9 protein-coding genes are annotated in these 13,174 nt (G+C 44.9%); 4 read left to right on the forward strand and 5 right to left on the reverse strand.

Features of this window, described 5'->3' with window-relative positions; genetic code table 11:
* Nucleotides 1-3 precede the first annotated feature (3 nt).
* Genes gpAD87_RS10310 through gpAD87_RS10325 form a run of 4 tightly spaced genes read right to left on the reverse strand, consistent with a single transcriptional unit; the run spans nt 4 to nt 8,236 of the window.
* Entirely contained in the window at nt 4-3,519 is a 3,516-nt protein-coding gene (locus tag gpAD87_RS10310) for a DUF4132 domain-containing protein (protein ID WP_064638043.1), read from the reverse strand.
* 51 nt (nt 3,520-3,570) lie between these two features.
* On the reverse strand, nt 3,571-4,722 hold the full coding sequence (locus tag gpAD87_RS10315) for a VWA domain-containing protein (protein ID WP_064640846.1): 1,152 nt from the start codon (nt 4,720-4,722) through the stop codon (nt 3,571-3,573).
* Between the two features lie 23 nt (nt 4,723-4,745).
* On the reverse strand, nt 4,746-7,148 hold the full coding sequence (locus tag gpAD87_RS10320) for a DUF5682 family protein (RefSeq protein ID WP_064638046.1): 2,403 nt from the start codon (nt 7,146-7,148) through the stop codon (nt 4,746-4,748).
* Nucleotides 7,136-8,236 (reverse strand): ATP-binding protein, encoded by a 1,101-nt coding sequence (locus gpAD87_RS10325; protein ID WP_064638048.1) that lies wholly within the window; start codon nt 8,234-8,236, stop codon nt 7,136-7,138. Before gpAD87_RS10325 ends, gpAD87_RS10320 begins: the two co-directional genes overlap by 13 nt.
* Before the next feature lie 569 nt (nt 8,237-8,805).
* On the opposite strand from gpAD87_RS10325, the gene gpAD87_RS10330 reads away from it, so the two are divergent.
* The 4 genes from gpAD87_RS10330 to gpAD87_RS10345 all read left to right on the forward strand — a co-directional run bounded on the left by gpAD87_RS10330 (nt 8,806) and on the right by gpAD87_RS10345 (nt 12,265).
* Entirely contained in the window at nt 8,806-9,996 is a 1,191-nt protein-coding gene (locus gpAD87_RS10330; RefSeq protein ID WP_064638050.1) for a cytochrome P450 family protein, read from the forward strand.
* A 39-nt stretch (nt 9,997-10,035) separates the two neighbouring features.
* A complete protein-coding gene (locus gpAD87_RS10335; protein ID WP_064638052.1) occupies nt 10,036-10,380 on the forward strand; it encodes a hypothetical protein in 345 nt (114 codons plus the stop codon).
* Nucleotides 10,381-10,552: 172 nt separating this feature from the next.
* Nucleotides 10,553-10,837 carry an ArsR/SmtB family transcription factor gene (locus gpAD87_RS10340; protein ID WP_064638055.1) on the forward strand — a complete coding sequence of 95 codons (285 nt, stop codon included), beginning with the start codon at nt 10,553-10,555 and terminating at the stop codon, nt 10,835-10,837.
* A gap of 246 nt (nt 10,838-11,083) precedes the next feature.
* A complete protein-coding gene (locus gpAD87_RS10345; protein WP_064638058.1) occupies nt 11,084-12,265 on the forward strand; it encodes an MFS transporter in 1,182 nt (393 codons plus the stop codon).
* Nucleotides 12,266-12,363: 98 nt separating this feature from the next.
* On the opposite strand, the gene gpAD87_RS10350 is transcribed toward gpAD87_RS10345, so the two are convergent.
* A complete protein-coding gene (locus gpAD87_RS10350) occupies nt 12,364-13,119 on the reverse strand; it encodes an SDR family NAD(P)-dependent oxidoreductase (protein ID WP_063563872.1) in 756 nt (251 codons plus the stop codon).
* Between the last annotated feature and the right edge of the window lie 55 nt (nt 13,120-13,174).

A 13,174-nucleotide genomic window follows, 5' to 3' on the forward strand; every position in this document is an offset into this window, starting at 1 on the left:
TGATCAACGACCTGACGCTCTTAAAATATCATAGATCGTCTCACTGAACACACGACCTGCAATTTCACCCAAAGCAATGGACTTGTGATCGCTATAATAGTAGTGTTTCTGACTGCCAGGTTTAAAGAAGTGCAGAGATTCCAGCGTGATATCTTCCAATCCTTCATAATATGAAATGCTGGTACCACTGAAGCGCAGTTCTGCGATAAGATCTCCATACTCTTTGTAAAATTCATGATACCAGCCGCCATCCTGTGCTGGACCTTTGATCCATCCGTATTTCTCCAGTGCTTTGGGGAATGCGGTGGGAGAGAAATCCGACTCCGGCAAGCGGTCATATTCAACCTTGTTTTTGTCTTCATCCTCAGGCACATGAATTTGACGATTCAGCTGCTCAAACGGCTGCTTGATCTCATAATCTTCCAGCTGCGTTTTCCATCCTTCGAGCGTAGATTGGTCAAGTTCGAGTGGATGAATCAATCCCACTAGAGATCCCGAAGGCAGCTCGTATTCATCCTCATCGACGGTATTAAACGTTCCATCCTCCATATAACGGAACGTGGTGACCAACTGACCATCTTCATATGTGCCCCATATCAGACCTACAGCAAATTTCTGCATGATTACATTCTGTACAAACAATGCTGTCCACTCATCAGCAGACCACAGCCGTTGTTTTGACAAAGATTCTTCCAGACGTTGCTCCTGGATGTTAACCATTGTTTTGAGATCCTTCTTCAATTGTGTGAAACGCGCCTTAGATTGTGTTGCAAGTTCAGCATCATCTTTCTGTGCAGGAGCAGGTAGACTCTTCACAGATTTACCCGTTTCTTCATTTACAACAACGACCTGCAGATCTCCATTCACTTTAATCAGGAATGAACGCTCCCCGTAGCTCAGCTGCATCGTTCCATTCTTATCAAAACCAAGTGTGGTGACGAGTCGATCTTCCAGTTGTTCCGAGGTGAGTCCCAAATTTTCCGCTGCCAGCTGCAACGCTTCTTCAGCCGCACCCTTAACCTGGCGGTTCTTCACAGTGCGTTTAATCTTGTCAATCGCCATAAGAGCAGAAGGTTCCTTAAGATAGGCCAGTACTTTTACAGCATCAGCCGCAATGGCGCCTCGGCTGTTTTCTGTCCATTCCTTAATTTGGGGAGCCAATATATTCACAATTTGAGTATCGCCAAAGAGTGCCGAGAGGTACATTACCCACTTCTCCTTCGCAGAAGCACTCTCCTGAATCCACAACTGCAGCAGCTCGCTAGCAAAACGTGCGAGCGATTCCTCGCTTACATACTCACGGAGTTCATTCAGTCTTTCGTTCGGCGCAGATGTATGATCTATTGATTGGACGAAGATATATTGCTTGATTCGATCATCTAATGGTTGATTGTCCTCTGAACGTATCAGAGAAGGAAGATCGTTCAAGGAAAACCAACTTAGTCTGGTCAGCTTTTTGGCATCTGCCTGATCTGCAAGTGCCGCATGAGCATACTCTGGACTTTGATCCGCGGTATCCAGCAGAATTTGAATCAGGTTCTTCCATTCGGCAGACTTCTCACCCTTCAGAAGCTCAAGGTATATATCCTTGCTATTATCCAAACTGCGGATGGCGCTCAGAGCCATTTCTTTCACACCCGTTTTTTTCTCCGAACGATATATTGTCGTGTATAAGTCCTGGTCAGGAATCCGATTGAATTCAGATAATGCCACGCCATTTGCCTTTTTGGATGAATCCTGCAATCCGGCACGAATTGCTTCAGCTACCTGCTTAGTCGACAGCTCTTGACGTTGTTCAAAGGTGATTTCCAAAATTAAGATGCGCGTGTCCGTGGGTAGTTTCTTGTACTGTCCCAGAGCAAAGTCCAGATTTTGCTGAATGATCCGTCGATATTCATCCTGAGGCATCGATTTGTACTTATAATCGGTCATACCGTTGAGAGAAATCAGACTGGACAGCAATTTCTCTTGTTTTACCTCTGGATCTTGGCCGTAAAGTTCCAACAGCTTCTCACCGCTAAACGCGTAAGATTGATACATATCAGAAACAATATCCAGTGTCCACTCGGGATACGTGGTCAGAATCACGAACCGACGCATCGCCTCCGAATCCAAAGGCAGGAAACTAATGCTGATCAAGTTATGAACGCGCCTTTTGTCACGATTCAGGTTATTAAACAGTCCACGACTATTCGGATCTTCCCAGTAGTCCTCAAGGGAACTCTCCCCGTTTAAATATCGTGCAATCGCAAGCCCCTGTCTGCCTCCATCTAACGGATGCCGAAGAGCACTGAACACGGCTTGCTCAACAGTTTCATCCACTTCTGGTACTGCGATTCCATGGTCCTCCAGCACTTTTTGAATACACAATTTGAGGAATGGGGGTTTTAATATGTGGTATGCACGAATCGCTTGCTGCGGATCATTCACAATCGTTGATTGCAGAAATTGCCATGGTATGGTGTAAGCTTCGAGTTCATTACGCAACATTTCGATGAGATGATATGGTTCATCCAGGGGCACCAGCCCTGACAGCAATTCGTTGGCATTTTTCGTTCTTGTATCCATACTTAATAAATAGCGCCGAACTTCAAGTGGATAGATCTCATGTAATTGGTTTATGGCTTCGAGCAAAATAAGACCGGTCTCACTTTTGTCTTCAAGGAAACGTTGTTTGCCGCCACTGATGTTAACCAAATATAACAAAGCATTGCTCAAAAGGATCATCGTCTTGTCGAACTCACTGTAAGACAGTTGCTCCTTTTTGGAAAGAGAAGTGTTCGAATAGTTCTCAGCTATAACCTGATTATGCTTCTCCCGGAGAAATTCATCATTTAATTCATATGCAGATTTGTTATGTTTTGTTTGAAAATTGCAAACCACCAGTGGCTCAATCAATGTACGCAATTCGTTCCGCAGCTTACTTGTATCATGGGTCATCACGTGTTGAAATAATGCAGGCAGAGATTGAGTGAACTGTTGTACCTGGGCAAGATGAGAAGGGCTATCATTGAGATCTGAATAGAGTCGAAGGAGTATCATTCCATTGATTACATCATGGAAATTCCCCTTCAGTCTGCTCTTTAATTCATCCAGAATTTCCTTCTCTCCAGCATAGCGATTGATTTTCTCCAAACGGGACAGCAAACCGCCCATCCGATCATGGGTTTTGCTCTTTCCACTCAGTCCATAAGCTTCCGAGTCGTTTCCAAGGCAGAGCGTAAAACCATCGGTTCTCCACGAATTTCTTCTGGAATAATTGGATTCCATATGAATTACAATGGCTCCCGCTCGAAAAAAGATGTCTCCGTCATCTTTTTTGGCAATTTTCATGAGTACTTCTATCGTCTGGTACGCATAATGGCTGGAACCTCCCATCATATCAGGAAACTTATCCGTCGTTCCCATCACATAATCTATGATTTCCGGACTCCGATCCGTTTTCAACGAATATTCATTGGAACACACCTCTGCAAACTTCTCCACCAGAGCTTCTACTGCGCGATCTGCAGTTAACATTACACATTCCTCCTCGAATATGAGTTTATAAATGATCTTATATATAACCAATTAAGTAATAATTTCGCCAATCCAATCTGCCAACTCATTGGGTGTAATCGCAGCAACATGTGCACCCATATTGGATAACGTTTGCGCAGCATGTTTGTTGTACACGGTATCTCCGTTAAAGTCGAGTGCGGTCAGCACAAGCAATTTGCAGCCCGTATCCAGAATATCCTTACATGCCTTATACATGTGCTGGATCGGGTAACCCTCCTCCAAATCGCTAACGAGAATGTATATTGTTTTCCCAGGATTTTCGATTAACGTCTCACCATAACGGAGTGCCTTGGTAATATGCGTTCCCCCGCCAAGCTGCACATTCATAAGCACATCTACCGGATCTTCCAGCCTGTCACTCAAATCGACAACCTGTGTGTCAAAAATGAACAATTTTGTTCGCAGTGCATTCAGGCGATAGAAAATGCTTGCCATCACCGAACTGTATATCACTGAATCCAACATGCTTCCGCTCTCATCCACACCAATGATGATGTCCCACTTGTTGTGAGACTGGATATTCCCATCAAAATATAGACGATCAATTACAAATCTTCGATTGTTTTTGTCATAGTTCTTCAAGTTCTTGGTAATCGTCTGCTTGAAATTCAAATTGCGCAAGGAACGCACTGAACTGGATGCATAACGGCTGCGTTTCCCCATAATGCTCGCTTTGGTCTGAGATTCGAGTTTGCGTCGCAGCTCTTCAACCACGACTCGTACGATTTCCTTGGCGCTCTTTAATACGTCGCCTTTCATTCGTCCTTTAAATTGCATAATGTTCTTGAGTAGGTTCATATTGGGTTCGAGGGATTCCAGCAGCTTTTTGTCCGTTAACAATTCCGTTAGGCCATAACGGTCAAGCGCCTGTTTCTCCAAAATTTCTACCGTTGATTTCGGGAACAGTTCCCTGACCTTATGCAACCATTTGGGGACGGTAAGGTCCGAGGGGCCCCTTCCTCCCCCTTTTCTATAACCCTGCTCTTCACCGTATTCGCGATTATACAGATATCCGAGAATCTCATCGACTTCGGTATATTTAAAATCATCAGGGGAGTAGTCATCTGCATTGGACAGTCCTTCTTCGGAGGATTCACCCAGGATAAGGCGCCAACGGTTTAAGGTTTCTGCCCGGTTCAGCTCTGCATTGTCTTTCACCATTTCCTTGGTAGTATTGAGCTCATTCAGATCAGCTTCCATGCGTCAAACTCCTTCCGAAGGGCTTCATCCCATGTTTTCGTCTGGATCAGCAATCGCTCGTCAACGGAAGGCCATGACATCTCTTCGTTCTCTACCTGATGCAAGTTCGCAACCCGATCCGCAATCAGGCCTGTCTCCATTGGTGTGAAGTAAGTAAACGCCAAACGAAGTTCAGGGATCATACGAATAAACTCTTCATAATCAAGCTTCTCGATCATATAGTTCAATTCTGATAAAAGCTGATCTTCATACAGAAAAGCGTCCCGTGCTACAGAGAACACACCCTGTAGATAAAGTGCAGTCTGGCGAGTCTGTTCCTGCGATCCCCGGATATATGCACGTGCTCGATCCACGATCTCTTCTCTATGCCTATCGCCAAGTCCTGAAGATATGGCAATACACACCCCCTCCAGCTGTGCCGGAAGCTGGCTGTCTGACAGAAGTTCATCCAGATGTGCCCTGAATGGTTCATCCCGGAAATGCTCTTCGGACGATTCTGCCAGCATGGCAAGCAGCTTCAGTCCCTGGACAATCGCTTCATGTTCATCCGGATTCGTTCTTGAGAGCTGCATCAGTTTGTCCACGGCATTGTTATAGGCTTCGGACACGAGGTTGAGAAGCTGCTGTTCCTCAGACAACCCAAGAAGTCTGCGATGCTGCTGAATTCGATTCAACATATGCAGACTTCCGCACAGTGACAAGAAATTCCCATCCTTCCGGAGCGCTGACTTTACTTGTTCATACAGCTTCATTGCGCTATCCTGCAGGCCCATGAGCAGAGCCAGCAGCATGGATTTGGCGAGGTCACCGCTGTGATGATCCGGTATTCCCTGCATTTCCTCTTCCATCTTGCGCGTAGCGGCTTCCCGAATTGTGCCTCCATAGAGCGAGTTCTCGATTAATCGAGCCTCAATTCTGGAGGAATAGGAATATACCCACGTCTCCCGAACAAGGTTCATGGCACGCTGTGCAATCCAATCCGGGCCTGATTGTCGCTTCGCGAAATCCGGAACGAGATAGACCATACATTGAAACAATTGACTTTGCCGACGATGATCTGGTTTGGCATATAAATCAAGTATCTTCTTATGTTGGCCTGTAGTACGAATATGAAGTTTTGATTCTGTACAACGTTCTTTGAAATCCTCAACGATCGGAATACAGAATGGGTTGGGAGCCACTTTTCCGATGACATCCCCGGTTAGCAATCTGTGCAGTTCTTGTATTGGTTTGTCTGAAGCTAACGTAAGTTCACCCTTAACAAAGGAAGAAAGTGTTGCATCCATCAGCTCATAGACTCCACCTTCCCTTTTTCCTCTCAGTCCTGCGAGTCCTTGAACCATGCTGTATGCCTCAATAGCGTCGCTGGTTGATACATGTTCATGCCCTTCCCTCAGCTTGCGGGTTAGTCGTGATAACAAGTCCAAAGCGGTCAAATTGTACACGGAGTTCTTTTGCTGAAGCAGCTGAGTCCATATCTGTTCGTAATAATTCACGTAAGGCATGCCGCTTGCATACCCATTCAGCCGATCCGCTTCGGCAAACGTGTAGACCATGGGATACATCTGCTGATGCACCGAATTCTGAGCCTTCACAAGCTCTTGCATCGTCATCTCTTCTGAGTCCGTCTCATGATTCTCGGGCATCAGCAGTCCATACGTATGAAATCCGCCAGTAATGACAAGCACACGTTCATGCTCCTGCCCAGCCTGCTTAATACGACTTCTCATATGAGCTTCTCTTGCCAAATCACCTGTACTGTGCAAGCGCTCTGCTGAATAACACATCCGGGATAAGGTGCAGTACGTGAATACATCCTGTACAAATGCCTGTGTTGACTTCTCCAGACCACCAATTTCAAATACGCTCTCCCACAATTCATCGAAACTTCGACAGTTTGTTTTCTGGCATAAACGGTGGATAAACTCAGACCCTGCAAGCAATGTCTCGTCTTGAATGGATATCTCCCGCTGTTCTGCCTTGTTGGGCTTGGAGAAATGATGATAATCCAGGTCGATAAAAGTTGCAGGGATGCTCAGCCGAGCTGCTTCTTTCAGCGCTACATATTCAGGAGAATAACGAAGCATCGGATAATAACAGGCCGCTCTCTCCTCTTCACTCTCATAGGTGTAGTAAAGACTGACAGGAGGTACTGTCGCCTCATCAGACAGAACTTGAAGTAAGGGATTGCCGCTCTCAGGTCCTTCTATTAGAATGATATCCGGCTTGTATTCTTCAATTAATCGCAGCAAATGATAGGAACAGGCTGGACTATGATGGCGTATGGGAAAATAAAGCGTTCCGTTGTTCAGGTTATACACCTGGGACTCAAATAGCGTCTTTAACTGGGCAACATCCAGATCCGCTTTTCCTCTTAACCGATCCATTTCTTTTCCTCGTAGTAATCCTTCCAAATTCCCTCTTCTCTGGACCGCTCCTTCACGACCTTAGAGAAGTAGGTTTTGAGGATGGACAGATCCTTGTCGCTTTCTTTCGCTATCGTCCCCAACATGTTTTGCACCAGCCGATCCAATGCGATTCCCTTGTCTTCGTAATAATAGGAAGTCATTGCACTCTGTACATAAACAGATACGGCTTCAGCCGTACTCATGGACGCTTGGGGCGTATCCAACTTGTAACCTTCCCGCGTCATTCCTGTGCGAAGCTCCATAAATGTCGTGGCCAGCAATTCAACCACATCCGAATTAATCTCGGTGTCTATTCCGCTATGTAATAATAGGCTTCGCGCCTGGGATTCAATAATTTTGGCTTCCATTTTCACACTGCTAATCGGTTTGATCGTCTCAAAATTGAAACGGCGCTTCAGCGCACCACTCATTTCATTGACACCTTTATCGCGAATGTTCGCCGTAGCAATCACGTTAAACCCTGGTTTGGCAAACAGCACACCACCATCCAGCTCAGGTATACTCATCACCTTGTCACTCAGAATACTGATCAGGCTGTCCTGTGCTTCAGCGGGGCAACGTGTAATCTCCTCAAAACGAGTAAGAATTCCTTTCTTCATTCCGTTATACAAAGGTGAGGGCACAAGTGCGGCTTCGGACGGACCTTTATCCAGCAGCATGGCATAATTCCAGGAATATTTAATCATGTCTTCGGTTGTACCTGCCGTACCCTGAATCGTGTTCAGACTGGTACCAGAAATGGCCGCGGTTAGCAATTCACTTAACATAGTCTTGGCTGTCCCAGGCTCCCCTACCAGCATTAATCCCCGATTGCCTGCCAGTGTCACTACTGCACGTTCAATGAGAACATCGTTGCCATAAAATTTCCTGCTAATCGTGATCTCTTCTCCATCCAATATGGCTGGCTTATCCCTACCAATAATAAAATCACGCACATATGTAGGGGACAACAGCCAATTTGGCGGACGTTTTCCCGTGTCTTCTTCTCGTAATGCCTTTAATTCTGTCTCATATAGTGTCTCGGCGGGCGGCTTAAGCATCTCCATCGTCAAGGTTTCTCCTCTCGCATAAACAGATCGTATGTTCTTATTAAGCTTTATCTTATCACAGCAGCCTCTGAACGAACGTAGAAAACGCCAAAAATGGTTGAAACGTCCTTCTTATCGGCATTCTTCCTGAGCCAATGGACATAGTCCGTAGCGTAATTGTGAATTACTTATATCGCTGCATTATGGCGACTGCATTCAAAACTAATTTGAATCAACGTTGTTGTAGTAGAAAACTTCATATTATAGGCCATACGACCCTATAGTTCATTAAACGCCTCGTCATATGGTTCAAGCAGCTTAAGTCCAATCGCACAAAAAAACACAGCCAAGTAGTCTGTGTCTTTACTTCATTTCTTTTGATTTTATTTCTTATTCCATGTGATATTCTATCTAAAATAAGTAGGCTTTTCATACCATAATTGTTAGTCAAAAACAAGGTTTCAATCGCTCCAATATTGAATATATAGATGGTGCAGGCTTTTCGTATGAAGCCACCGAAATAAACATATGATCCCTTAGATAAGATGCGTAACATTACGAGCTTTTGATGAGAGGAGATTAACCATTTGAGTACTAATGAAACTTCACAGCCTGAGTTCTTCACCAGAGAATTTACTCAGAACCCTTACCCCGTATATGAAAAGCTGAGACAGAATGATCCCATTTACAGAATCCTGTTCCCTCAGGGTGATTTCGGTTGGATTATTAGCCGATATGAGGATGCAGTCGAAGTATTAAAAGACAACCGTTTCAGTAAGGATGTAGTCAAACGTTATGGACCCGATCAACAAAATATATTCGTGCATAACATGCTTTTTTCCGATCCACCTGATCATCGCCGGTTACGTGGACTCGTACAGAAGGCTTTTACTCCCAGATTGATTGAGGGCATGAGAAGCCATATTCAAGATATTGCTGACGATCTTCTGGATAATCTCAATTCTCAGGATAAAATGAATCTGATTGATGAGTTTGCTTTTCCATTACCGATCATTGTGATCAGCGAGATCCTGGGCGTACCTCTTGAAGATCAGGACAAATTTCGTCTGTGGTCCAATTCCATCATCGATGCGACAAGTGCAGAGCATTCCGAAGTGTTTGAGAAGCATGCCAAGGAATTCATTGATTACCTGAATGCTTGGTTTGCCAAAGTACGCGAGCAGCCGGGTGACGATCTGATCAGCCAGCTCGTTGTAGCAGAAGAATCTGGAGAACAACTCACTGAAAAGGAACTGCTCGGTGTAGTTGCTCTGCTGATCATCGCCGGACACGAAACAACCGTTAACCTGATCGGTAATGGTGTACTTGCTCTATTGGAGCACCCGGAGCAACGCGACCTGTTGATCAAGCAGCCTGAATTAATCCATAACGCCGTAGAAGAAATGCTGCGTTATAACGGACCGGTTGAGTTCAGCACATCCCGCTGGGCATCCGAGGACATTGAATTTCATGGACATCACATCGCTGAAGGCGAAATTGTTATTGTAGCGCTGGATTCAGCCAATCGGGATGAAGCGAAATTTAAGGATGCCGATGTTTTTGATATCACTCGCGAGAAGAGCGCACATTTGGCCTTTGGCAAAGGCATTCATCTCTGTCTGGGAGCCCCTCTCGCGCGACTGGAAGGCGAGATTGCCATTAATACGCTGCTTCGCCGCTTTCCTGATATGCAGCTGCAGACGGATGTTAATGAACTTGAATGGAGACCCGGCATGATTGTTCGAGGTGTTAAGGAGATCCCGGTACAGCTTAAATAGTTATGTATTTGAAGCAAGGAAAGCGAGGCACCTGACTGCATGGAAATAAACACCATTGTTTTAGTCGTTTTTTTATTTCTTATTCTTATCTTATTAGTTCGCGTCATCAGCTTGCAGACCCAGTTGAATGAATTGAAAAGGGATGTTGAACGTCTGGAAAATGGTTCAGGCAGTACCGCACACTCCCCTCTCAGTTATAACGAATCTGCAATGAACGTATCTCCACTTCCACCGGCACAGGCTGACCTGACTGAACTTGATAAAGAATTGCAGGCACTTGCACAACAGGGCAAGAAAATAATTGCAATCAAAAAGGCTCGTGAGGCGAGAAACCTGTCATTGAAAGATGCCAAAGATTACGTTGAGTCTCTTGAACGCCTGTAATAAGTGAGTTTAGATGGGCTTCCCAACTCCCCGCAAAGGTTTTTGCTTTCAGTTGTTTCATGTTCAACTGGAAACAACGATCTTCGCGGGGAGTTTACTTTTCTCAAAAGACATGATAAAGTTATTTCAATATTTATAGAAATAAGAAATAAAGACGAAAGGACCGATTTTGATGCAATCCAATCCGATTGATATTGAACAGGCTGTGAAAATTCACAAAGCTCTTGGAGAACAAACGCGATATAAAATCATTCAGATCCTTTCAGGTGAAAGTAACCTGTGCCCAGCTGATTTAGAGAATCGGCTTGTAACGGTAGCGCTCTCCACTTTATCTCATCACCTGAAACAACTTTCCGATTGTGGTTTGTTGACCTCACAAAAGAAAGGTACGTATATTTACTACAGTCTGAATACGGACACTGTACAGAGATTCGTTCCATATCTGTTGGAGAAGTAAAATTTTTGTTTTATGTTTCCATAATACTAGAAATATAAAATCATTATATTGGTAATGCTACCTGGTCCGCTGAGCCTCATCGTAGTCGTATAAATACCCTTTTGCCTTAACACCCGGTACATTTGATAGATTAAGTACTCGCTTTGCCTCATTGGTAGATTAGTTTTTTCTTAATCCTGTTCTCTCGTCTTTATTTCTATATTTCTAAAGATATAATAATTATAATCAGAAAGAGGTTATATACTCATGTCTAACATATGGCAAATCTATGTCCTAGCCTTGGTCAGCTTTCTTGTAGGGACCTCCGAATATGTCATTGCAGGCATTCTAGATCGGATCTCGGACACCATGAATATATCGTTGATTGCTGCGGGACAGCTGATCACAATTTTTTCGCTCATTTATGCACTCGGTACGCCCATCATTATCGCTTTAACATCCCGCATGGATCGACGAAAGCTGCTGCTCTACTTTCTGGGACTTTTTGTCGTTGGTAATGTCTTGGCCTACCTGTTACCTGGATATGGACTCTTTATCGCTGCACGTGTCCTCATGGCGCTGGGAGCCGGAGTCGTCGTTGTAACAGCCTTGACAGTCGCTGCCAAAATAGCGCCCTCAGGCAAACAGGCCAGCTCTATCGCAACGGTCATTACGGGGTTTACCGCATCCCTGATCGTGGGAGTTCCATTGGGAAGAATGGTTGCTGCAGCTTGGGATTGGAAACTTATTTTTGCAGGTATCGCGATTTTGGGTGTGATTGCCATGATTGTTATTGCATCTACGATCCCGCCATCTGAAGGCGAAGCACCCGTTCCTTTGAAAAAACAATTAGCGCTCCTCAAACAACCTCGTATTGGATTTGCGCTACTTGTCAGCTTTTTCTGGTTAGGAGGCTATTCTATTGCGTATACCTACATTTCACCCTACTTGGTATCTGTTGCAGGCATGAGCGAAACGTTGTTAAGTTCCGCTTTGCTGGCTTTTGGAATCGCAAGTCTGATTGGTTCCAAATCTGGAGGATACAGCGCCGATCGTATGGGAGTAAAGCGAACACTCATCCTGGGAATGGCCCTGCATGTCATAAGTCTGCTGGTGCTAAACATCACGGCTCATTCAGGTATGGCCATCTTCATTGTGTTGATCCTATGGTCCTTCTCCGCTTGGTCTTCCGGCCCAACACAGCAATATAATCTGGTTACAATGGCTCCAGAATCGTCTGGAATTATGTTAAGTCTGAACAGTTCCGTAATGCAACTAGCCATGGCTGCTGGTGCAGGTATTGGGGGAATCGCCGTCAGCTCAGTATCATTGTCATCCATCACCTGGATTGGAGCTGCAGGAGTGCTAATTGCAATGATCATCATCATTCTTGCCTATCGTCCGGCAATGGCCACAACAGCACAGAGCAAATCTTCCAATGTGGCATGATTGAGCTTAAGTTTAAGAATAAAAATGATAAAACGCAAAAAGAGAGGCACTGTGAAATTACAGTAGCCTCTCTTTCTTATTCCAGTCTGATTGGTGCCTTATTGTGCAGTTACAGCACCATCAATCGGATAAACAGCGCCATTAATATACGGAGCTTCGTCTCCTAGCAGGAAGGATACCAGATTGGCAATCTCTTCAGGCTTACCGAGACGACCGGACGGAATGCTGTCAAGGGTCGCTTTGAATACTTCAGGATTATCCTTACCAAACTGAACCACCATTGGAGTTTCAATCGTACCTGGGGCAATGGCATTCACGCGAATGTTTTCTTTACCATACTCAATGGCCGCTGTACGTGTTAGTCCAACTACGCCATGCTTCGTCGCTGCATATGGTGCAACTGCTTGAACACCCACAATACCTGCTGTAGATGCCGTATTGACGATTGAACCACCACCTGTTTTGAGCATTTCGGTAATCACATACTTCAATCCGTAAAATACACTTCTCAGGTTAATATCAATGATTTGGTCAAACTGCTCGATAGTATGCTCAATTAGTTTAATACCAGGACCAGCGATCCCGGCATTATTGAAGAACATGTCGATTCGGCCGAATTCCTCGATCGTTTTGTTAACATAATTCTCTACCTCGTTCGCCTTGCTTACATCCGTTTGTACAAAAATGGCTTTACCGCCCAGCTTCTCAATCTGTTTTACAGTTTCCTGACCCGTCTCTGCCACGAGATCAACGACCACAATAGACGCGCCCTTCTCTGCCAGCTTCAGTGCAGTCGCTTGGCCCAATCCACTTCCTGCTCCAGTGATAATTGCTACTTTTCCTTTGTGACTCATTTTGATCTCCTCCATGTGTGTTCGTCATCTGTCATCGGATCGGTTAATTCGATAT

Origin of the sequence: Paenibacillus sp. AD87, assembly GCF_001659845.1 — a bacterium.
Classification (GTDB): Bacteria; Bacillota; Bacilli; order Paenibacillales; family Paenibacillaceae; genus Paenibacillus; species Paenibacillus marchantiae.

Bases quoted from the DNA above. Each gene is read 5' to 3' on its own strand.
- gpAD87_RS10335 (WP_064638052.1), top strand. From the start codon at position 10,036: ATGGAAATAAACACCATTGTTTTAGTCGTTTTTTTATTTCTTATTCTT.
- gpAD87_RS10310 (WP_064638043.1), bottom strand. From the start codon at position 3,519: ATGTTAACTGCAGATCGCGCAGTAGAAGCTCTGGTGGAGAAGTTTGCA.
- gpAD87_RS10320 (WP_064638046.1), bottom strand. From the start codon at position 7,148: ATGGATCGGTTAAGAGGAAAAGCGGATCTGGATGTTGCCCAGTTAAAG.
- gpAD87_RS10325 (WP_064638048.1), bottom strand. From the start codon at position 8,236: ATGGAGATGCTTAAGCCGCCCGCCGAGACACTATATGAGACAGAATTA.
- gpAD87_RS10315 (WP_064640846.1), bottom strand. From the start codon at position 4,722: ATGGTGAAAGACAATGCAGAGCTGAACCGGGCAGAAACCTTAAACCGT.
- gpAD87_RS10350 (WP_063563872.1), bottom strand. From the start codon at position 13,119: ATGAGTCACAAAGGAAAAGTAGCAATTATCACTGGAGCAGGAAGTGGA.
- gpAD87_RS10340 (WP_064638055.1), top strand. From the start codon at position 10,553: ATGCAATCCAATCCGATTGATATTGAACAGGCTGTGAAAATTCACAAA.
- gpAD87_RS10345 (WP_064638058.1), top strand. From the start codon at position 11,084: ATGTCTAACATATGGCAAATCTATGTCCTAGCCTTGGTCAGCTTTCTT.